Below are 19,378 nucleotides of genomic sequence, written 5' to 3'. Positions count from 1 at the left end.
CCGGGCTTTCTTACTCCGCGTCACCCATCTTGAGGGCGGCGATGAAGGCGGATTTGGGGATTTCCACGTTGCCCACTGCGCGCATTTTCTTTTTGCCTTCCTTCTGCTTTTCCAGAAGTTTGCGCTTACGTGTGATGTCGCCGCCATAGCATTTCGCGGTCACGTCCTTGCGCATGGCGCTTACGGTTTCGCGCGCGATGATACGTCCGCCGATGGCAGCCTGAATCGCGATCTGGAACATCTGCCTCGGGATCAGGTCTTTCAGGCGTTTACATAATGCGCGGCCGCGGTAGTCAGCCTGTGTCTGGTGCACGATGATGGAAAGCGCATCCACCGGTTCGCCGTTCACGAGAATGCTCATCTTCACGAGCTTGCTTTCGAGATATTCATCGAGATGGTAGTCAAAGCTTGCATAGCCGCGCGTGCAGGATTTCAGGCGGTCGTAGAAGTCGAACACGACTTCGTTGAGCGGCAGGCGGTAAACCGCCATCGCACGGTTGCCGACATAAGTCAGGTCCAGCTGCACGCCGCGTTTTTCGGTGCAGAGCGTTAACACGTTGCCGAGGAATTCATCCGGCACCATGATGGTCGCCTTGATCCACGGTTCTTCCATATGGTCGATATGTGTAGGGTCGGGCATGTCGGCAGGATTATGCAGTTCCAGCATTTCGCCGTTGGTCTTGAAGATGCGATAGACTACGCTCGGCGCGGTGGTGATGAGATCGAGATTGAATTCGCGCTCGAGACGTTCCTCGATAATTTCCAGATGCAGCAGTCCCAGAAAGCCGCAGCGGAAACCGAAGCCGAGTGCCGAAGATGTCTCCATTTCATATTCGAAGCTCGCATCGTTCAGGCGCAGCTTGGCGAGGCTTTCCTTCAGGTTTTCAAAGTCGGACGTGTCAACCGGGTAGAGCCCGCAGAACACGACCGGCACGCTCGGTTTGAAACCGGGCAAGGGAACGGGGCAAGGCTTGCGATCATCCGTTACGGTGTCACCGATATTACAATCCGCGACCTGTTTGATGCCGCAGATGATATAGCCGACTTCACCCGGTCCGAGTGAATCGACCGGTACTTTTTTCGGTGTGAAATAACCGACCTGTTCCACCTGGTAAGCGGCGCCGGTGGAGACCATGCGGATTTTCATGCCTTTGGCGAGCACGCCGTCCATGATGCGCACGAGGATCACGACGCCGAGATAGGTATCGTACCAGCTGTCGATCAGCAGGGCTTTGAGTTCGCTGTCTCTTGTGCCTTTGGGAGCGGGCAGGCGTTTCACCAGCGCTTCCAGCACGTCCTTGATGCCGATGCCGGTTTTGGCGGAAATCATCACGGCGTCGCTTGCATCCAGCCCGATCACGTCTTCAATCTGTTGTTTGATGCGATCCGGCTCGGCGGCAGGAAGATCTATCTTATTGAGGACAGGAACGATTTCGTGGTTATTGTCGAGCGCCTGGTAGACATTCGCGAGCGTCTGCGCTTCCACGCCCTGGCTCGCATCCACCACGAGCAGCGAGCCTTCGCAGGCCGCGAGCGAACGGCTGACTTCATAGGCAAAGTCCACATGGCCCGGCGTATCCATCAGGTTCAGCATGTAGGTCTTGCCATCATCCGCCTTGTAATTCAGGCGCACGGTTTGTGCCTTGATCGTGATGCCGCGCTCTTTTTCGATATCCATCGAATCCAGGATCTGCGCGCTCATTTCGCGCGCTTCCAGCGCGCCGCAATATTCAATAAGGCGGTCGGCCAGCGTTGATTTGCCGTGGTCGATATGAGCGATGATCGAGAAATTGCGGATGAGCGAAAGGTCAGTCATAGTAATATATAATGGTTAACGCGCCATTGCTATATACGCAATGGGCGCCCGGAGTCGAGCAAAAAAGCGATTATGTGATCAGGATTGCGCTTCTTCCGCGCCTTCATCCTCTTCTTCATAGAGGCTGATGGGGCCGGAAGGCACTACTGTTGCGATGGAATGCTTATAGACAAGCTGCACCTGGGGGCCGCGCCGCAGCACCATGCAGAAATTGTCGAACCCGGTGATATTGCCCTGCAACTTTACACCGTTGGACAAAAACACCGTAACCGGCATTTTCTTTTTTCTCAGGGTGTTAAGGAACACGTCCTGCACGTTTTGGGATTTGTCGTTTGCCATGGGCGCCTCTTGTTATTCTTGTTATTATGTGCTCTGTGCTTATCTGACTATAGGATTTATAGCGGTATTCGATAAATATTTATAGACGCTATTTTCATTATTATATATATGACTGACTGGAATTTGAGGCAAGCCCTTAAGGGGTTGCATATTCTGCGCCGTTCTGGCACAAGACGAATTCCTTAAGCGTTTACTGCTTCAGCGGACGCAAAAACGGATGGGTGGCCGAGTGGTTTAAGGCGACCGTACTGCTTTTATTAAAAGCAGTACCACTATATGAATTAGGCGTGCGCTTAGCTTAAACCTCTCGGAGGAGCAGCGCAGTGCCAAAGGAACGGATGGGTGGCCGAGTGGTTTAAGGCGCACGCCTGGAAAGTGTGTATACGGCAAAACCGTATCGGGGGTTCGAATCCCCCCTCATCCGCCATTTGCATGATTTTTACCGTCCGATAAAGTCCAAAAATCCTAGACAAATCAATGAATATCGTGGATCATGTGTCCGACGATGTCCGGCGCAATTTGCTGCAAGCCGGGTAAAATGTGAGTAGATTTGTGAGTAGATTTTTGGAGGGATTCGAACTATGGCGCTTACGGAACTTGCGATAAAACACCTCAAGCCTAAAGATAAAGTTTACCGGGTAGCGGATGGTGAGGGGCTAACGCTGGAAGTGTCTCCTGCTGGCGGGAAGCTATGGCGTTATCGCTATCGTCATCTTGGTAAAGGCCAGATGATTTCCCTTGGCAAATACCCGGCGGTCACTCTGGCAGAAGCACGCCGTAAACGCGATGAAATGAAAGCACAGGCCAGCGAAGGTAAAAACCTGACCCGTGAAAAGAAGATCCAGAAACTCCGTCAAGCGCGTGAGGGAGAAAACACGTTTGAGAAAATTGCCCTTCGGTTTCTGGAAGTGAAACAGGGCAGGTTAAATCAGAAATATGCGACACAATGCCTTGTGCGCATGAAGCAACATGTTTTTCCCCGGATTGGTGATTTGCCGATTACAGAGATCACCATTCCTGATGTGGTGGCCGTGGTAGAGGCGATGGGGAAAACTGGAACGATTGAAACGGCCAAGCGCATGAAGCAGCTTATTGGGCAGGTATTCCGCTATGCTGCCCAGCGCGGCATTTGCTTACATAACCCTGCCGCAGATCTTAGGGATATATTACCTGCTGCGGAAGAAAAACATCATGCTTGTATTCATCCTAGCGAATTGCCGGTATTATTAGAGAAGATCGAAACACTCCAAGAGAATGTTACCAAGCGCTCTATTAAACTGCTTATGCTTACCTTTGTTCGTACTGGGGAGCTAATCGGAGCAAAATGGGAAGAAATCGACTGGGGAAAAGAGGAATGGCATATTCCCAAAGAACGCATGAAGATGCGCCGCCCCCATATTGTGCCCTTATCTAAGCAGGCGCTTGCTATTCTTAGAGAGTTGCAAAAGCTTACAGGTGAAAAAGAGCATATCTTCCATAGCCCCGCCAGCAAATCCATGCATATCAGCAATGGAACTGTCCTGATGGGCTTGCGCCGTATGGGGTATAAGAACAAAATGACTGGGCACGGCTTCCGCTCGCTTGCCAGCACCATATTAAATGAAAAGGGATATTCGCCTGATGTGATTGAGCGCCAGCTTGCCCATGAGGATGAAGATAAAATCCGCGCTGCTTATAACCGGGCGGAGTATCTGCCGGAGCGCAAGAAGATGATGCAGGAATATGCGGATTTTCTGGATGCGGTTGCTAAGCAAGCGAACGTGATTGCTGGTAAGTTTGGGAAGCGCCTATCCGCATGATGCATAACAGCGAAAAGGTTTAGAAAATTCCGGCAAAAGTTGCGTAATGTACATACACTTCTGAGATAAGCACTTCCGCATCCTTCGCTATAGTAATTACTATATGCGTTGTTGTATCTATATCAACATATTGGTGCATATTCCTATATAATGCATATAGAGCGCTATTAATCACATTCTTTATATTATTTGTTATATAACAGCATAATAATGCCCTCGCTAGAGGTGCGTGGTGTGTATTGAGATTTCAGGCCGTTAAGGGCTGCAAATTTCATGACCTTAAGAGCGTACCCCATACCAGAGCGAAGCTCGTAAACAAATAGAAAGCAGATAGTGAGCAACTTAATACAATAAGAAAGCAGAAATAGTACATAAAGAATGCAAAAAGTTGCAAATAGTATACATCCAGAATACATACGGGCTACACAATTAACGAACTGCAATTTTTCGCATGACAATGCCCGACATAGAACAGGCATTAGCCGGACTGAAACCCAAAAAGAAATCCGCCCAGATTAGGCTGTGGGTGCCTCTTATTGAAGAGAAGCTGGCTGCCGGTGTCCTCCTTGACGATATTGTTGCCGTACTGGTCAATGCAGGCATTGCCATTAATAAGGCGACGCTTAAGAACTATCTGTACCGTTTCCGTAAACGGACTAAAGGAAATCCGGCTCCGGCCAGAACCGCATCGCCGCAATTTGTTGCACAAAAGCGGGTTGCCATAACGTTGCGACCGTCCTTTACGCTGAAACCGTCCCAGATTTCTCCTCATTTGCCATCTGAAACAAGAGCAAGGGCTGAGAAATTGCGAGCTAAGCAAGCGGAGTATGAGAAAGAAACCGGCTCCCGCGATATGATCCCGGAACTGATACAGTTCTATGAAGAATTGGGCCGCAATGGAATCAGGAAACCCGTAACAGGAGAAGCAAAATGAAATCCACTGAAAAACCTGAAACAGCACGCATCAAGAAGATCGCCCTGATTAATTTTTTCAACGGGCGACAATAAAAAACGTATTATATGGTATGGCACTTATCATAGCCGAGTTTTATTAAGACATTCTGGAAGTCTACCCGCAATTTTTATCCAACAACATTAACCATATGATTTGCATTTATTCTTGTCTGTGTTGCTGATATAATGCATTCTACTATGTCATTGGCTGTATTGCCAACACCTGCCATTGCCACTATTGGTTGGGGCTTGATATGAGAAAAAGAGCAGGATAGGGAGAAAATGTCTAATGAGTCAGCAACATGCAAGCATTGATCTCGATAAGATCATAGGTGATAGCCGATCTCGCTAATCGCGGTTTGGTTGTTGACACGGGCGGCATTGGTATAGCTGCTAACACTATGGATCGCATCCATAAAGCTGCTGTAGAGAAGTCTATGCACCTTGTTCATGAATTCGTAGGTCGGACTGCCTTATCACCAGCGCAGCTTGGAGAAGCTGCAAAACAACGCCTTGATAATCTTGGTGTCTTTTTGATTGGCCAGGTTCCTTCCTCCAAGCTGGATGCTTTTCACCTTCAACAATTCCAAAACCAATATACCGCCGTCTTTACTCAGCGTAGTAATGGGGCGCTCAGTCTTCAACAACAACTTGTAGTGCATATACAAAAGCTTTTGATGCTAAATACCCGTCGGTCACTCTGGCAGAAGCTCGCCGTAAATGGTAAGCATTTCCGTAACATCAGACATAATAGTATCCTTTTTACATTTTTCTGGCTATGCCTATCGCGGCCTGATGGCGAACTGAAAAGGCTATCAGAGCTGGGGAAGTGAAGGTGTTGGTAGAAAATTGGTGAAACCTCTAGGGGAACCGAGTTTCTGCTTGTGCGTCCCGGCAGGGACTTTACGTCAGCCATCAAACAGGCCGTGTTGTGCGGTACTGGGAAATTACTTCAAGGGGACGTTGTCGGATTGAATGAGAAATGATTTTGGCCGGTCAGTAATATTTTATGTAATCCTTATGACGGCGAGCAATAGCATGTATGGCTTCCCAAGCCCCTCACTGACATAGTCCTCCTGCATAGCAGCGGCAGGTTTTTGCCTCTCCGTCCTAGATTATGCAGAAACTTATAAAAGGAGAATGTTATGCAGGAAGTAACCAACAGCAAATCCACGTCACAGAAATTAAGCGCTGAGATTAAGAAGACATGGGGCAAGCTGAGTGATGAAGAAATCGGTTTCCAGGCCACCAAACCGGACAAGTTCTATGAAGCGGTAAAGACAAAATACAGCATCAATAAGGACGAAGCCGAGAAAACGGTGAAGAAGCTGGAAGCAGAATGCAGCGAAACCAGCGGCGCACAGGCTGACAAAGATAGCCAGGCAAAACCCGCGCCGGAACAGAAGGCAGCTAACGCTTAACCTGTTTTATACCTGCAAGGCATGAAATATTTTATTTCTATGCTTTGCAGGTAGCTTTCTGAACGTAGCAGGTGCATGCTATACAGTCGGAATCAACTTTCCAGTAGTCGTTTGCAACATGTCCACTTCCCATCAGGATACACTCCAGCAGGAACATGACAAGTTTCATGCCATGCTGCTAACTTCAGTGTCGCATGACCTGAAAACCCCCATCGCCTGTATCATCGGCTCGCTGGATATCTATCAGCAGCTCAAAGGCACGTTGAGCGAAGAACGCAAAGACATTCTGATCGCCACGGCCATCAACGAAGCCCGCCGCCTGGACAACTTTATTACCAACATTCTTGATATGGCGAAGCTCGAAAGCGGCATCATCTTTCAGTATGAAAATATTGATATCGCTCAGCTCGTGCGGCAATGCGTTCACCAGATGGAATCCGTGCTGTCCCAGCATCCCGTGCAACTCGAATTACCCCGCCAGTTGATGGGACAGGTCAACGAATTATGGATCAGCCGTGTGCTGGCGCTGCTGTTGAGCAATGCGGCACTCTACACTCCGGCCGATACGAATATACTTGTGAGCGTCACCAGCGACAACATCGCCTGCTGGATCACGATACGGGATTACGGACCTGGCATTTCCAAGAAGATGGCCACAACGATATTCCAGAAACACCACCGCACCATGCTTAAAGATACAAAAGTAGCCGGTACCGGGCTGGGCCTTCCCATCTGCAAGGCTATTGCGGAAAAGCACGGCGGAGCCATACGGTGTGAAACCCCAGACTCTGGCGATGGCACGATCTTTACCATCACCTTGCCTTTACACCATAAACGAATCAAGAAATGAGAGTGGCCGGGAGACTGTTGCACCATCACTTTGCAAACCTTCTGCCCAGCAATCCTGGGCAGAATAAAATGCTCGTATCATTCAATGCCTGAGTTTACGAATCGCTCAGGTGAATATAACGAACGGCAATACCCTTTTTATGCACGATCACTTTGCTGTTTTTCGTTTCCGTGTCGTTGCCGGCAGATATGCTGTAAGCACCGGGTGCGAGCTTCACCAGCAACACAGGGCCAACTGAATGGGAATCCAGCACTACCTGGCCGTGCTTGTCATGGATGACGACATTAACATCTGCCAGATATTCGCCGGCCGGATTCGCAAAGACGAGCTTCAGGCTGTAGTTTTCCTGAGCATGGTCGATATCCTGCATCTCTGCATCACCAATACCGCCGGAATCTGCTTGCGCCTGCGAGGCGGCTTCCTGTGCCTGCGCAGGGGATAATAACACACCACACAGTATAAGACTGATAAGAGCTGCAGGTAACTTATGGGGGATATTCATAGAGTTCTCCTTGAGTAATGAATAGGAAAACACCTTAATACACCGGGGACGGCGAATGCCATGTGCCATTACTGCCTGTGCCGTAAGCAGAGCATATGCACGTTATCCGTTTGCACTTTCCTGCGAAGGCAATGGCTTTTCAGTAACTGCTGCATGGCTTTCCATACGATAGCCTACGCCGGGCTCTGTCACAATATATCCCACCGTGGCAGGGTCGCTCCCTAGTTTTTCGCGCAGCTGGCTTATAAACACGCGCAGATATTGTATATCCTCATCATGCGCATGCCCCCAGACATCCTTCAGGATCTGCTTATGCGTCAGCATACGCCCGCAATGCAGCAGAAAATAGCGTAACAGCCCATATTCTTTTGGGGTCAGCAGCAACTTCTCATCGCGCAGGAAGACCTCGTGGCTCACCACATCCATCCTGATGACACCATTCACCAGTTGCGGCTCTCCCGTTTTTTCTACGAAAGCCTGACGCAGGTTCGCACGTATCCGCGCCAATAGCACACTGGCTCCAAATGGCTTGGTCATATAGTCATTCGCCCCAGCATCCAGGGCCGCTACAATTTCCGCATCCGGTGAACGCACGGAAAGCACGATGATGGGCATCCGTGACCAGCTTCGAATACTGGCAATCACTTCCTTGCCGTCTATATCCGGCAAGCCCAGATCCAGTATCACCAGATCCGGCTTAAGGGAAACCGCGAGCCGGATTGCCTGCTTACCGTTATCGGCCTCCTCAACATTGAAGTTCGATGCATCCAGATAGATGTTGAGCATCTTCCTGATCTGCGGCTCATCATCAACGATCAGTATAGTATTTTGGTTTCGGGTCATTGTACTTTACTGTGCGGGTGTGAATGCAGTGGCATATTGCAATGGTACAAGTTAATTAATCGCATAGATACCAATAAAGCACATTCTCAAGCGCTTCGGCATCTAGTGCTTGCTTGCATTATCTTCCTGACGGCTGTCTTCTTTGTGCTGCTCCAGCGCTTTCTCATCCGAATGCTTCTCTATTTCCTTTTTCTCAATGTCCATTTTGTTGACACCGATTTTCAGACTGTCCAGTGCCTGTTTGGTCGTTTCACCCTTTGCCTTATCCTCTGCCTTATCTGCGCGCAGCTTGCCGAGGTTATCGCGTTGCTCATTCAGCTCTTTATTATCTTTATCAAGGGCCTGAACATCTGTTTTGATATTTTCATCCGTCTGGGTTTGGGCATAGGCAGGGCCGACAATCCCAACCGCTGTTATCAGGGCCATGGCAATGATCTTCTTCATAAATATTTTCTTTCTGGTGATGTGATGACATGCAGCACAGTGCTTCTGATGCAGGAGCGCTGTATGCACAAGATTAGGGGTTATTTCTTTTTATTCTGCGTATTATCAGAAGCCGTCCCTTTGACGGTGGACGTTTTATTCACCGCCGGTTTGACTTGCTGCGGCGGAGCGTTCTTTGCCGGTGCCTGCGGCGCTGCAACTTTGGTGTAGCGTATGGGGGACTTCATAAATTACCTGTTTGTTACGTCCGAAAAAGGTTCCGGATGGAAAACAATCTTACGTCCCCCAACATATTATTCCCATGTGGATAAAGGGTGATGCTTATCGGAAAGCCATTACTCTGTTCTGGCGCTTAATACCGGTTAATAACTTCCCGGACGCTAAATAACAGATAGTTCAGCCGGTATAACGCAAAGAGATACAGGCTGAATGTAAACACCTTTCCGCCCTTCAGGAATAAAATCACAGCAACGTCCTGCTCTGTAGCCACATGCGTGGCCACCATCATGAACAAGTGGATAACGAAAACGGCTATAACAAAAATGATGTTATGCTTCAGCGTGGTAACGGTTTCCTTGAAGATCCGGTTATGCTCGCCTTTTTCATGATTGATCACAATTGCCAGAAAAGATGCGGCAGAGGCTATGTATATGGCCAATATGGTGCCCATGATAGCAAGCGATTGTTCTACGAGAAACTTATTCAGAAAGCCGTTATTCCAGTAATAATCCGCGCCTGTAATCGGCAGAACGGAAAAAGCCATGATAGCGGTGATAATCTTTAGAATGTTCAGTATTTAGGTTTCTGTAAAACGCTGGCAAATCCCCGTTCAGCGCGAGCTGATCAGCAACACTAGAGAGGCTTGACGGTTCAGGTCATGCAATGATTATCGTCACTGCGTTGCGTACGAATTCTCAGCGGCTGACAATGCTCTGCCTGCTGCAGAACTTTTTCTACACGCTGGCTTTCTTTGCTATAGCATTCCACTTTTGCCATTTGCCCGGCATCGAGAGACTTGCCGCTTTCATCTTCCATGCGCAACAAGGCGTCGCTCGCAGAATCCAGTTTGTTTTTGATATCTTTTAAAGCCCCTATACCTGCCTCTGAAGCCGATAGCGTTGCAAGCCGGGTGCCATGATGACCATGCATATAGTCGAGAATATGTGCCATCTGCCCATCGACCGATCTTTTGCCGGTATCGATGTACGCGACCTCCACAAAATCCAAGGTATGGGTATCCTTGGCCGTCGTTTCCGGGTGGTGTGGACGATATTCCATAATAGCCTCCTTGAAATGCTGTTGTCCGAAATATCCGGACGTTGATGCCATGCTATAATATCGGATATTTTATTCCCATGCGGAAACTGGTTGCATGTACTGGTCTAAACGTTCTTGGTGGCACCACCCTAACAGGATGTATCCTCATCATCAAACAACGCTTCCGCATCCGGAAGTTCAAAATCAGACGGGTCAAAATCCGCATCCAGCAACGGCGCAATATCCTTTATAGGTTGAAAAGCCGGCAGATGGGTAATGATGGTGGGGGAATACATAAAAATACTTTCTTGTGTGTTGTTAAAGCGGTCAACGACCAGCTACACACATAAAGTATCACTTCAGAAATAAGTGAGAGAGGTAGAAGCGTCTGACGCAGCATCTTTTCTGCGTAAAGAGCCCAACAAGCACTTACAGCAAAGCCTATCATCATCGTGCGGATGATGGTAGGGCTTGCGATTGCTGTCATATGATGGAAAGCCTGCTGCCGTTAAGGCAGTGAATCTATCCATAATCAACTCTTAATTACGAACGGCGCATGAACAGCGTGCTCAGAACAAAACCAATTCCAAGCATAATGAGACCTGATTGCAACGGCTTTTCTTTGATACGCGCGGTCACTGTATCTGCGGTCTGTGAAAACTCTTCACCGGCCAGATCCACAAAGCCACGCACTTTATGCCCGACATTATCAATCGTGGCGCTGATTCCATCCTTCACTTCTCCAGCGGTTTCACGCGCATTATGAGAAGTATCTTGCAGATTCTGAACGGTAGCATCCTTAGTAGAAGAAAACATAGTAAGACTCCTTGGGTTAAGTGTTGTTAGATTCGGAAGCAATTCCGCACCACCTGTTGCGATGGCACGGAATTGTGTATTGCTGAGATATATTAGTTTGGCTCGACAATAATCGTGGTGGGGCGGCCCTTATAAACAGTACTGCCTTTTGCCCCGGTGTTACCCTTTTTGCCCTGATCGCCGGTAGCTCCCTGCTGCCCCGTATCACCAGTATATCCTTGCTGTCCGGTTGCCCCGGTATTGCCCTGATTACCAGTTGCTCCAGTATCACCGGTCGCCCCTGTATAACCGGTATTGCCGGTATTTCCCTGATTCCCTGTGTCTCCACGCGGTCCTGCGGGTCCGGTGCAGGCTGCCAGAGCAAGTGTTAAAACAAGCAGCGTTGAGGGTATTGAATATTGCATAAGATTCCTCCTGGGAATGACGATTGAATAATGATGGAAGCACATTGCACTCCACACCTTATTCCTGACAGGTCGCGCATGGGGTAACGATTGCGCACACATGCATTATTCATAATATTCCCGTAAGCGATGAAAGAATATGCTCACACGCTTCTGCTTTGCAGACAAGAACGTGCCTGCTATATCCATAAAACCGAAAACACATCTCAGTGAAAATACCTGTTATCACTACATCCAGCGACTGCCGTGGTCGCGTTATGATGCTGAAACGCAAGGTGGACAGCCTTTTCCGTGCGATCATCTTTAGCATGAGCCAGTAAGACTGTTTCCCTGTTAAGCACAGCCTGTTCATCGCGGTTATTTTTATTATACGCTGCCGCTGTAGCCATGAGGGCACCGTTCAAACTTCAGCCGCACCGACCAGCGCCCCAACAATGATGGTCACTACGGGGATTGCCGTAAGTAACCCAAATCCCGGAATCATGATCTTGCCAATGGTTGCAAGGCTGGCAATCAATGTGCCTAAGGCACCACCGAACCATGCACTCATCGTCACTGTCGGCGGCCGGACTTCCTTGTTGCGCAGGGGAACAGTGCATGTCGCACCGTCCGCGTGATCGGCAACAATCAGGCTGACATCCTTCTTATTAAACCCTGTTTGCAAGAGCTCTGAAAGCGCCGTACCGGCCTTGGCCTGATTCCTGAAACTTCCCGTAATGAGTGTCATAATAGCTCCCTGGGAGGCAAGGCCTCCTGTGATTTAGATGCGCCCCATCAGCATCAGAATTATGATAATGAGAAGTATGGTTCCCAATCCGCCGCTGGGATAATAGCCCCAACTCCGGCTATGCGGCCAGGTCGGCAAGGCGCCGATGAGAAAGAATATCAGGACGATGAGCAGTATGGTTGAAAGCATAAAAACCCTTTCCGGTGTAGGTGAACGCTGTACGTGACTGGACGCGATAATTAACTAGCTTGTGTATTGCCGTTATCGGCGATGCTCATATTCTCCGCGTTCCTGTTGCCCGGAGCCGTCACGGTCCGCGGGCAGATGATGCCGGGATGATCTCTGGCGCTGCCAATATTCAAAATCATGCCTTCTATGTCCCGGATCGTAATAGCTCGGATACGGCGACACATAGACCGGAGCCGGAGCGATAATAACTGGGGGTGCCGCCTTATTCATCTGCGCGGCGGCAACCGAGCAGCTGAACAGATAGCATGCCGTGACTGCTAAAAATATTTTATACTTCATTGGCATAATGGTTTCTTTCGTGCGTTGTCTGATGACAGCATGCGCAGACCTTCGTAATGAAACAATGTAGGAAAGCATTGTCACAGCTATGCTTTGCGTAAAGATTTCCTGCCTGACTGAAATCAGCGGGGGCGGTACCCTGACGCAAAAAAGATATTATGGAGAGAACTGGCGCACGGATCGAATATTTCCAGGCTGATATTGAGTTGTCTGACTGAAGATTCAATTACCCATGGAGAAAATTATGAACCATTTAAAACACAATATGCTGGTCCTTGTGATTGGAGCATTTATCGTAATCGGGGCGTTTCTCGTGGTATCCGGTGGGATGCCTGATGATGCACATGCCAAAACGGCAGATGACCTGAACACGGATGCCGATCAGGCCCTACATATGCTTGAATCCACTAATCCTCTCGCCGCCAAGGTGGCCAAGCATGCAAAGGCTGTGCTCATCTTTCCCAATATTGTTAAAGCCGGTCTTGTGTTTGGCGGCGCCTACGGCGAAGGCGTGTTGAAGCAGGGAACCAAAGTCGATAGCTATTATAACTCCGTTACCGCATCCTGGGGATTGCAGGCAGGCGCGCAATCTTACGGGTATGTCGTTTTCCTTATGAACGATAAGGCGGTGCATTATGTACACCAGACACATGGCTGGGAAGTGGGAGTCGGCCCGACAGTGGTCGTTGTCAATGAAGGCGTTGCCAAGAACCTCTCATCATCAACGCTGAAAAATGACGCCTATGCTTTCATCTTCGACCAGCAGGGGCTGATGGCAAGCGTCAGTATCGAGGGTACCAAGATCTCCCGGATTCATAATCCATAATACCCGCAACAACGCGCAGGCGGTCTCTTTGCGAAAGGAGACGGTCTGCAGCATGCATAGCCGGGACGTGCTTTATAACTGATTTCTCTATCTTTCCGTACAACCACATGATATCTTTGTCTCAACTTCAAGTATATTATGTTCTCAGAACGGCGGCCCGCGTGGTTTTCCTTAAACACATCTGTCTTTTATTTGCGATGCCCCATACGCTCAGTAAGCGCATATTACTTCTGCATGCCGGTGGCGCTTATTTTTCTGTTCTGCTTTCCAGGAATACGTGAACGGCCAAGCATAGAGATATGCAATCTGGCTGGAACCTGAAACATGGAGGACAGATATTGCTTATGGAAAAAACCAAACACGTGTCGCGCAAAAAATTAACCAGCGCTTCAAAAGACAAACAAACACCTGTAACGAAGGCCCGAACCAGGCAAAGACAAGCCGAAAAAAGACAAACCATAGCGGAACATGCCGCGCTGAAAGCGGAAGCCTCCAATAAGGCAAAATCGGATTTCCTTGCCAATATGAGCCATGAAATCCGCACACCGATGAACGCAGTCATAGGTCTTACTAATATCCTCCTCTCTACCAGGCTCGACGACAGGCAGAAGCAATATGTAACCGTATTGCAAAGCAGCGCCGAAGCACTGATGGTAATGATCAACGATCTGCTGGATATCGATAAGATTGAGGCCAAAGTCATTGACCTAGAGCATGAACCTTTTAGCATGGTCGCATTGCTTGACCAGATAGTCAGCATCATGTCAGTCAAGGCACAGGAGAAGGGCGTCGCCCTCACCTTGCATTACGATCCGGGACTCTACAAAACATTTATCGGCGATAGTGGCCGCATCAGGCAGATCCTGCTGAACCTGATCGGCAACGCGATCAAATTCACAGCCACAGGAGAAGTCACGATCGTCTTTGCCAATGGCGGAAAAGGAAACGGAAAGAAGAAAATTTCTATCTCGGTTACGGATACCGGAATCGGCATCCCTAAAGACAAAATGAAGATAATCTTTGGAAAGTTTATTCAGGCGGATTCCTCCATCAGCCGCAGATATGGTGGCACCGGGCTTGGGCTTGCCATTTCAAAGGCACTGGCAGAAAACATGGATGGCCGCATTACCGTAGCCAGTACAGTTGGCAAGGGCTCCACGTTTGTCCTGCATCTTCACCTTCCCGTGCAGGCAAGTGCCAGCGCCAGTGAAAAACATTATCAGGAAAATATCATTTATTTGGATATGGGCGCCAATATCAAAAAACTGCCATTGCTGCTGGTGGAGGATTATGAAGCCAATATCCTGGTGGCAACAACGATGTTCGAGCATTTCGGCTACCGCTATGAACTGGCGCGCAACGGACAGGAAGCTCTGGATAAATTCTCTCCCGGAAAATATTCCATTATCCTAATGGATGTGGAAATGCGGATCATGGATGGCAATAAGACTACCCGTCATATTCGCGCACTTGAGAAAGCAAAAGACTGGCCGCATCAGATCATTATCGCCATGACCGCACATGCCCTGAAGGGCGATAAGGAAAAATGCCTGGAAGCCGGCATGGACGATTATATATCAAAACCCTTTAACCCGCACGAACTGCAAGAGCTGCTGGTCAAGTACCATCGCAAAGACATTCTGTCGTGCAGGTGAAATACCAGCCGTGTACGTGTATCGGTATCATTTTAGGTTCGATTCCCATTCACCGGTATTCATCACCTGTGGATAAATCTGGCACGCATCCAGCTTGCTATAAGTTGCGCCTATTCAGCAGCAGAACTACGTATCACACAGCATCAGTACAACACGGGAACCGCAGAAGAAGCCGACCTCCTGACTGCCCGGATGCAATTTGAAAATACCGAAGCACGTACCGCCAGTGCCAGAGTCAGACGTGCGAGACTTGAGCACACTATTGCTGTTCTTATCGGAAAGCCTCCTGCGGAATTTTCGCTAAAATCGCAGAAATTCTCTGCTCATGTGCCGGATATTCCGGTAGGTCTGCCATCGACTCTACTGGAACGCTGTCCTGATATTGCCGCCGCCGAGCGAAAAATGGCAGCGGCCAATGCACAGATCGGAGTGGCGACAGCCGCATGGTTTCCCGATCTTCCGCTATCCGCTTCCATCGGTTACGACTCCATGAGCCTCAGCAAGCTGTTTGCGGCATCCGGCGAATTCTGGGCGATCGGCCCGCAACTTGCGGAAACCGCCTTCGATGCCGGGGCGCGTGAAGCCCGTATCCGGCAAAAACGTGCGACTCCTGACACAACAATGCAAGCTACAAAATGCGGCAGTCGTCCATGCACATATGAAGGAGCAACTAGCCTTTAACCAGTATTCGAACGGCACAGCTGCTTATAATAATGTGCTGACCGCGCGGATTGCAGCCCTTGCCAATGAACAGACTTTATTGATGGTGTGCCAGAACCGACTTGATGCCAGTGTAGCACTTATTCAGGCGCTTGGAGGTGGGTGGGATGCTTCGGACGTTTCAGGTGCGAAAACGCATTAGTGTTTGGGGAGGCATTAGAAGCTTTTAATTTTCATCTCATGAAGTATATTCAGAATGTCATGAGATCGGTAACATCCGATTCTGTCCATCAGAAGCCACCCATTATGCGAGTAGTAATGTGAGTAGATTTTTTTGATGGATTTTGAAAGATGAGGGGAGAAGGCAGGTTCAAAGAAATGTTAGTCTGACCCCTCACCGCCAGCTTTATGTTTTTTGCAGTCCGATAGAATCCAAAAATATGTCCAGCGATGTCCGGTGCTATTGCTACAAGCTGGGTAGCTTAATGAGTGACAAAAAATGAACGAGAAGATCAGAGAAAAAGGCCAATATTTTGCCAAGTTTCTGGAGTCATTACCGCAAGCTGAACGCACAAGAGGTAATCAACTCCAATTACAGCAGGCTGAAGCGGAGCATAGGCAATTTCGGAATGATTTTCATCATAGAAGTTGCTACCTATGCCACAAACCTCTTGCTTCGTTTACTACCAATATACCTTGTCTCCACTGGTTATTAAAGCCTAGTGGATTCAAGAAAAGTGATTTTTTGACCCTCATTAAGAAATATGGGTTCTTTCAGACTCAAACATATCTCCGTTGGGTAGCAAATGAAGAAGCCTTTGCTCGTAATATTAATGATATGTCCGAGGAAGGAACCGGAAAGCTTTTTGAAACGACAATACGTTACAAAAATCTTGAATGGTCATTTTCGTGTACTGAATCAGATTATTTGGGACATTCAGAATCGAATCACGCAGCACATCCGCATTACCATTTTCAGATGAGGATCGATAACCGCCCATTCATTGATTATAGCGATTTTCATATACCTTTTAAAGAGAACGAGATCATCAGCATCGAAGCAATGAGAACTGCACCTGGTACTATAAAATTAAAATTTCCGTTTGGAGAAGGAATGCAGGATATTCTTACAGATGAGACCGTCGAGCATATCGTCAATACGACGGTTCCTGAAGCATCCTCAGAAGAAAGCGCTCCCTTTAAGATTGATACATTAATTATGGCAGATGAAGGAAAAACAATTAGCAGTGAGGATTTGTACAAAATTATTCAGGACGCAAAGGAAAAGAAAGTCACAGTGGCAAGTCTAATGCATAAAGTTCCAAATGCTAATGTTCGGGTTTTAGTCACTCCTGGTCCTGGTGTGGTAGAGCAAGCACCACGCACTAAACGAAAGAAGCGAAAATCCTAAACACAGTGTCTTTAATTACTGATTAATATCACCTGCGCCATTCGCATACGCTTTGGGGGTGTCGAAGAATTGCCCAAAATGGTTTAAGTAATGGGTAAATCATGCGGGGAGAGTTTGAGACAAGCTCCCTTAGTCCCGCTAGTTTTATTATAAGTTCTCTATCCTTTTTACATAATTTTTACACCTGCCCCTAGCAATTTTACACTGCCGATATGCCCTCAGGGCTAGTGTTGTGGCATGGACATTGTTTTTCTTATCATCGCTTTAATCTTTTTTGCCGTGTTGCTGGGCTTCGTGTGGTTCAGCGATTCGCTCTTGAGGTCATAACATGCTTATACTTTATGTTATTTCCGGAATTATAGCGTTTGCCCTGCTTGTTTACCTGTTCACCGCCTTGCTGAAGCCGGAACTGTTTCCATGAATCTTTTTATCCTTACCGCCAATGACTGGGTGCAGATTGCGCTCTATTTTGCTGTGCTGTTCGCCAGTGTGAAGCCGTTGGGTGGTTACATGGCGCGTGTTTATAGTGGCGAGCGCACATTGCTCTCTATGCCGCTTAGCTGGCTGGAGCGGTTGCTATACCGCGTATCCAGCATCGACGAGCAGGCGGATATGAGCTGGAAACAATATGCGTTTGCCCTGATAGGGTTTAGCGTAGTGAGCTTTGTGGGGCTTTATGCCATCCTGCGGTTGCAAGGTATGGTAGGGCTGAATCCTTCGCATATGGCAGGCGTTTCACCGGACCTTGCCTTTAACACCACGGCAAGCTTTATCACGAATACCAACTGGCAGTCTTACGGCGGCGAATCTACGCTGAGTTACCTGTCGCAGATGCTGGGGCTGACAGTGCAGAATTTCCTGTCGGCGGGTGTGGGTATGGCGGTGCTGATTGCCATGATTCGCGGCTTCACAGGACGCAAGGCGGGAGGTATCGGCAATTTCTGGGCCGACCTCGTGCGCGGCTGCGTCTATATATTGCTACCGCTGTCGCTGCTTTGGGCTGTGCTGCTCGGTTCACAAGGCGTGGTGCAGACTTTCTCCTCGTATATTGATGTTCCTTCCGCTTCGCAGACGATTGCTGTGGGGCCGGTGGCTTCGCAGGTGGCAATCAAACAGCTAGGCACTAACGGGGGCGGGTTCTTCAATACGAATTCTGCGCATCCTTTTGAAAATCCGACGCCGTTTTCCAACTTCCTTGAAATGCTGGCAATCCTGCTTATCCCTGCAGCGCTTTGCTACACTTACGGAAAAATGGTCGGCGACACGAAGCAGGGCTGGGTGATCCTCGCCGCGATGACAATCATATTGATACCGTTCATGCTGTTCGGCGTGGTGCAGGAAGAGATGGGTAATCCAAAATTCGCGCCGCTGCATATCGAACAAAGCGCAGGTAATATGGAAGGCAAGGAACAGCGCTTCGGAGTGGTTAATTCCGCGCTCTGGGCTGCGGCGACCACAGCGGCTTCCAACGGCTCGGTCAATGCTATGCATGATTCCTTCACGCCTCTGGGCGGGTTGGTGCCGCTGATCCTGATCCAGTTCGGAGAAGTCATTTATGGAGGCGTCGGTTCCGGGCTTTACGGCATGATCGTGTTCGTTATCGTGACGGTGTTTATTGCCGGGCTGATGGTAGGGCGCACTCCTGAATATCTGGGCAAGAAGATCAATGCGTTTGAAATTAAAATGGCATCCGTGGCGGTGCTTGCGCCGCATCTTGCCGCCTTGCTTGGCACGGCGATTGCGGTGCTCTTGGGGGCAGGCAAGGTAGGCGTTGCCAATCCCGGTGCACAAGGGTTCAGTGAAATTCTGTATGCGTTTTCCTCTGCTGCCAATAATAACGGCAGTGCGTTTGCCGGACTCAGTGCCAACACGCCATTCTATAATACCGCCCTTGGACTTGCGATGCTCTTCGGGCGCTACTTTGTGATGATTCCTGTTCTGGCCATCGCTGGGTCGCTTGCGCAGAAGAATATCGTTCCGATTTCTGCAGGCACATTGCCGACGGCTACACCGCTCTTTGTATTCTTCCTAGTCAGTGTAGTCATCGTGGTTGGTGTGTTGACCTTCGTGCCTTCGCTGGCGCTCGGGCCGGTTGCGGAATATCTCCACCTGATGCAGTAGGTTTT

At 48.9% G+C, this 19,378-nt stretch carries 25 protein-coding genes and 1 tRNA gene; 12 read left to right on the top strand and 14 right to left on the bottom strand.

Annotated elements, in window-relative coordinates; translation table 11 throughout:
* Nucleotides 1–10: 10 nt before the first annotated feature.
* Together lepA and hfq are read right to left on the bottom strand one after the other, a co-directional pair.
* Entirely contained in the window at nucleotides 11–1,816 is a 1,806-nt protein-coding gene (gene lepA / locus VFT64_11955) for a translation elongation factor 4 (GenBank protein ID HEU5048543.1), read from the bottom strand.
* Between the two features lie 78 nt (nucleotides 1,817–1,894).
* The gene (hfq, locus tag VFT64_11950; protein HEU5048542.1) at nucleotides 1,895–2,155 is read right to left on the bottom strand and encodes an RNA chaperone Hfq; all 261 of its coding nucleotides are present in this window, start codon (nucleotides 2,153–2,155) and stop codon (nucleotides 1,895–1,897) included.
* A 336-nt stretch (nucleotides 2,156–2,491) separates the two neighbouring features.
* Here hfq and VFT64_11945 point away from each other — a divergent pair.
* The 6 genes from VFT64_11945 to VFT64_11920 all read left to right on the top strand — a co-directional run bounded on the left by VFT64_11945 (nucleotide 2,492) and on the right by VFT64_11920 (nucleotide 7,179).
* A tRNA-Ser gene (locus VFT64_11945) sits at nucleotides 2,492–2,582 on the top strand.
* Nucleotides 2,583–2,736: 154 nt separating this feature from the next.
* The gene (locus VFT64_11940; protein HEU5048541.1) at nucleotides 2,737–3,954 is read left to right on the top strand and encodes an integrase arm-type DNA-binding domain-containing protein; all 1,218 of its coding nucleotides are present in this window, start codon (nucleotides 2,737–2,739) and stop codon (nucleotides 3,952–3,954) included.
* A 451-nt stretch (nucleotides 3,955–4,405) separates the two neighbouring features.
* Nucleotides 4,406–4,888, top strand: a complete 483-nt coding sequence (locus VFT64_11935) for a hypothetical protein (GenBank protein HEU5048540.1) — start codon at nucleotides 4,406–4,408, stop codon at nucleotides 4,886–4,888.
* Between the two features lie 352 nt (nucleotides 4,889–5,240).
* A complete protein-coding gene (locus VFT64_11930; GenBank protein HEU5048539.1) occupies nucleotides 5,241–5,741 on the top strand; it encodes a hypothetical protein in 501 nt (166 codons plus the stop codon).
* A gap of 312 nt (nucleotides 5,742–6,053) precedes the next feature.
* Nucleotides 6,054–6,329 (top strand): hypothetical protein, encoded by a 276-nt coding sequence (locus VFT64_11925; GenBank protein ID HEU5048538.1) that lies wholly within the window; start codon nucleotides 6,054–6,056, stop codon nucleotides 6,327–6,329.
* 118 nt (nucleotides 6,330–6,447) lie between these two features.
* Nucleotides 6,448–7,179: an ATP-binding protein gene (locus VFT64_11920; GenBank protein ID HEU5048537.1), complete on the top strand. Its 732-nt coding sequence runs from the start codon at nucleotides 6,448–6,450 to the stop codon at nucleotides 7,177–7,179.
* 94 nt (nucleotides 7,180–7,273) lie between these two features.
* Here VFT64_11920 and VFT64_11915 read toward each other — a convergent pair whose 3' ends face one another.
* The 12 genes from VFT64_11915 to VFT64_11860 form a co-directional block, all read right to left on the bottom strand.
* A complete protein-coding gene (locus tag VFT64_11915; GenBank protein HEU5048536.1) occupies nucleotides 7,274–7,681 on the bottom strand; it encodes a hypothetical protein in 408 nt (135 codons plus the stop codon).
* 102 nt (nucleotides 7,682–7,783) lie between these two features.
* Nucleotides 7,784–8,524, bottom strand: coding sequence for a response regulator transcription factor (locus VFT64_11910; GenBank protein ID HEU5048535.1), 741 nt, complete (start codon nucleotides 8,522–8,524; stop codon nucleotides 7,784–7,786).
* Between the two features lie 102 nt (nucleotides 8,525–8,626).
* On the bottom strand, nucleotides 8,627–8,968 hold the full coding sequence (locus VFT64_11905) for a hypothetical protein (GenBank protein HEU5048534.1): 342 nt from the start codon (nucleotides 8,966–8,968) through the stop codon (nucleotides 8,627–8,629).
* An 80-nt stretch (nucleotides 8,969–9,048) separates the two neighbouring features.
* On the bottom strand, nucleotides 9,049–9,195 hold the full coding sequence (locus VFT64_11900; GenBank protein HEU5048533.1) for a hypothetical protein: 147 nt from the start codon (nucleotides 9,193–9,195) through the stop codon (nucleotides 9,049–9,051).
* A 125-nt stretch (nucleotides 9,196–9,320) separates the two neighbouring features.
* Entirely contained in the window at nucleotides 9,321–9,731 is a 411-nt protein-coding gene (locus VFT64_11895) for a hypothetical protein (protein HEU5048532.1), read from the bottom strand.
* 107 nt (nucleotides 9,732–9,838) lie between these two features.
* A complete protein-coding gene (locus tag VFT64_11890) occupies nucleotides 9,839–10,246 on the bottom strand; it encodes a hypothetical protein (protein ID HEU5048531.1) in 408 nt (135 codons plus the stop codon).
* Between the two features lie 128 nt (nucleotides 10,247–10,374).
* The gene (locus VFT64_11885) at nucleotides 10,375–10,521 is read right to left on the bottom strand and encodes a hypothetical protein (protein ID HEU5048530.1); all 147 of its coding nucleotides are present in this window, start codon (nucleotides 10,519–10,521) and stop codon (nucleotides 10,375–10,377) included.
* A gap of 247 nt (nucleotides 10,522–10,768) precedes the next feature.
* On the bottom strand, nucleotides 10,769–11,041 hold the full coding sequence (locus VFT64_11880) for a hypothetical protein (protein HEU5048529.1): 273 nt from the start codon (nucleotides 11,039–11,041) through the stop codon (nucleotides 10,769–10,771).
* Nucleotides 11,042–11,133: 92 nt separating this feature from the next.
* Nucleotides 11,134–11,445, bottom strand: a complete 312-nt coding sequence (locus tag VFT64_11875) for a hypothetical protein (protein ID HEU5048528.1) — start codon at nucleotides 11,443–11,445, stop codon at nucleotides 11,134–11,136.
* Between the two features lie 400 nt (nucleotides 11,446–11,845).
* The gene (locus tag VFT64_11870; protein HEU5048527.1) at nucleotides 11,846–12,172 is read right to left on the bottom strand and encodes a hypothetical protein; all 327 of its coding nucleotides are present in this window, start codon (nucleotides 12,170–12,172) and stop codon (nucleotides 11,846–11,848) included.
* Nucleotides 12,173–12,205: 33 nt separating this feature from the next.
* Nucleotides 12,206–12,361, bottom strand: a complete 156-nt coding sequence (locus VFT64_11865) for a DUF3309 domain-containing protein (GenBank protein HEU5048526.1) — start codon at nucleotides 12,359–12,361, stop codon at nucleotides 12,206–12,208.
* A gap of 72 nt (nucleotides 12,362–12,433) precedes the next feature.
* Nucleotides 12,434–12,700, bottom strand: a complete 267-nt coding sequence (locus VFT64_11860; protein HEU5048525.1) for a hypothetical protein — start codon at nucleotides 12,698–12,700, stop codon at nucleotides 12,434–12,436.
* Between the two features lie 244 nt (nucleotides 12,701–12,944).
* Between VFT64_11860 and VFT64_11855 the strand changes: the two genes are divergently transcribed.
* The 6 genes from VFT64_11855 to kdpA all read left to right on the top strand — a co-directional run bounded on the left by VFT64_11855 (nucleotide 12,945) and on the right by kdpA (nucleotide 19,373).
* Nucleotides 12,945–13,526, top strand: coding sequence for a YSC84-related protein (locus tag VFT64_11855; protein ID HEU5048524.1), 582 nt, complete (start codon nucleotides 12,945–12,947; stop codon nucleotides 13,524–13,526).
* A gap of 299 nt (nucleotides 13,527–13,825) precedes the next feature.
* Nucleotides 13,826–15,181, top strand: a complete 1,356-nt coding sequence (locus VFT64_11850) for an ATP-binding protein (GenBank protein HEU5048523.1) — start codon at nucleotides 13,826–13,828, stop codon at nucleotides 15,179–15,181.
* Nucleotides 15,182–15,373: 192 nt separating this feature from the next.
* Nucleotides 15,374–15,862 (top strand): TolC family protein, encoded by a 489-nt coding sequence (locus tag VFT64_11845; GenBank protein HEU5048522.1) that lies wholly within the window; start codon nucleotides 15,374–15,376, stop codon nucleotides 15,860–15,862.
* Nucleotides 15,840–16,043, top strand: a complete 204-nt coding sequence (locus VFT64_11840) for a hypothetical protein (protein HEU5048521.1) — start codon at nucleotides 15,840–15,842, stop codon at nucleotides 16,041–16,043. The genes VFT64_11845 and VFT64_11840 overlap by 23 nt, the downstream gene beginning before the upstream one ends.
* Nucleotides 16,044–16,340: 297 nt before the next feature.
* Nucleotides 16,341–17,252 (top strand): hypothetical protein, encoded by a 912-nt coding sequence (locus VFT64_11835; GenBank protein HEU5048520.1) that lies wholly within the window; start codon nucleotides 16,341–16,343, stop codon nucleotides 17,250–17,252.
* 417 nt (nucleotides 17,253–17,669) lie between these two features.
* On the top strand, nucleotides 17,670–19,373 hold the full coding sequence (gene kdpA / locus VFT64_11830; GenBank protein HEU5048519.1) for a potassium-transporting ATPase subunit KdpA: 1,704 nt from the start codon (nucleotides 17,670–17,672) through the stop codon (nucleotides 19,371–19,373).
* Nucleotides 19,374–19,378: the final 5 nt, after the last annotated feature.

This window comes from Rickettsiales bacterium (assembly GCA_035765535.1).
Taxonomy (GTDB): domain Bacteria; phylum Pseudomonadota; class Alphaproteobacteria; order Rickettsiales; family JABCZZ01; genus JABCZZ01.
The sequence above is the reverse complement of the archived record's forward strand: the minus strand, read 5'-3'. Positions and strand labels throughout refer to the sequence as shown.

Bases quoted from the DNA above. Each gene is read 5' to 3' on its own strand.
- VFT64_11845 (HEU5048522.1), top strand. From the start codon at position 15,374: ATGCAATTTGAAAATACCGAAGCACGTACCGCCAGTGCCAGAGTCAGA.
- VFT64_11870 (HEU5048527.1), bottom strand. From the start codon at position 12,172: ATGACACTCATTACGGGAAGTTTCAGGAATCAGGCCAAGGCCGGTACG.
- VFT64_11920 (HEU5048537.1), top strand. From the start codon at position 6,448: ATGTCCACTTCCCATCAGGATACACTCCAGCAGGAACATGACAAGTTT.
- kdpA (HEU5048519.1), top strand. From the start codon at position 17,670: ATGAATCTTTTTATCCTTACCGCCAATGACTGGGTGCAGATTGCGCTC.
- VFT64_11885 (HEU5048530.1), bottom strand. From the start codon at position 10,521: ATGTATTCCCCCACCATCATTACCCATCTGCCGGCTTTTCAACCTATA.
- VFT64_11865 (HEU5048526.1), bottom strand. From the start codon at position 12,361: ATGCTTTCAACCATACTGCTCATCGTCCTGATATTCTTTCTCATCGGC.
- VFT64_11840 (HEU5048521.1), top strand. From the start codon at position 15,840: ATGAAGGAGCAACTAGCCTTTAACCAGTATTCGAACGGCACAGCTGCT.
- VFT64_11900 (HEU5048533.1), bottom strand. From the start codon at position 9,195: ATGAAGTCCCCCATACGCTACACCAAAGTTGCAGCGCCGCAGGCACCG.
- VFT64_11895 (HEU5048532.1), bottom strand. From the start codon at position 9,731: ATGGCTTTTTCCGTTCTGCCGATTACAGGCGCGGATTATTACTGGAAT.
- lepA (HEU5048543.1), bottom strand. From the start codon at position 1,816: ATGACTGACCTTTCGCTCATCCGCAATTTCTCGATCATCGCTCATATC.
- VFT64_11850 (HEU5048523.1), top strand. From the start codon at position 13,826: ATGCAATCTGGCTGGAACCTGAAACATGGAGGACAGATATTGCTTATG.
- VFT64_11855 (HEU5048524.1), top strand. From the start codon at position 12,945: ATGAACCATTTAAAACACAATATGCTGGTCCTTGTGATTGGAGCATTT.
- VFT64_11890 (HEU5048531.1), bottom strand. From the start codon at position 10,246: ATGGAATATCGTCCACACCACCCGGAAACGACGGCCAAGGATACCCAT.
- VFT64_11880 (HEU5048529.1), bottom strand. From the start codon at position 11,041: ATGTTTTCTTCTACTAAGGATGCTACCGTTCAGAATCTGCAAGATACT.
- VFT64_11835 (HEU5048520.1), top strand. From the start codon at position 16,341: ATGAACGAGAAGATCAGAGAAAAAGGCCAATATTTTGCCAAGTTTCTG.
- VFT64_11905 (HEU5048534.1), bottom strand. From the start codon at position 8,968: ATGAAGAAGATCATTGCCATGGCCCTGATAACAGCGGTTGGGATTGTC.
- VFT64_11940 (HEU5048541.1), top strand. From the start codon at position 2,737: ATGGCGCTTACGGAACTTGCGATAAAACACCTCAAGCCTAAAGATAAA.
- VFT64_11875 (HEU5048528.1), bottom strand. From the start codon at position 11,445: ATGCAATATTCAATACCCTCAACGCTGCTTGTTTTAACACTTGCTCTG.
- VFT64_11910 (HEU5048535.1), bottom strand. From the start codon at position 8,524: ATGACCCGAAACCAAAATACTATACTGATCGTTGATGATGAGCCGCAG.
- VFT64_11860 (HEU5048525.1), bottom strand. From the start codon at position 12,700: ATGAAGTATAAAATATTTTTAGCAGTCACGGCATGCTATCTGTTCAGC.
- VFT64_11925 (HEU5048538.1), top strand. From the start codon at position 6,054: ATGCAGGAAGTAACCAACAGCAAATCCACGTCACAGAAATTAAGCGCT.
- VFT64_11935 (HEU5048540.1), top strand. From the start codon at position 4,406: ATGACAATGCCCGACATAGAACAGGCATTAGCCGGACTGAAACCCAAA.
- VFT64_11915 (HEU5048536.1), bottom strand. From the start codon at position 7,681: ATGAATATCCCCCATAAGTTACCTGCAGCTCTTATCAGTCTTATACTG.
- hfq (HEU5048542.1), bottom strand. From the start codon at position 2,155: ATGGCAAACGACAAATCCCAAAACGTGCAGGACGTGTTCCTTAACACC.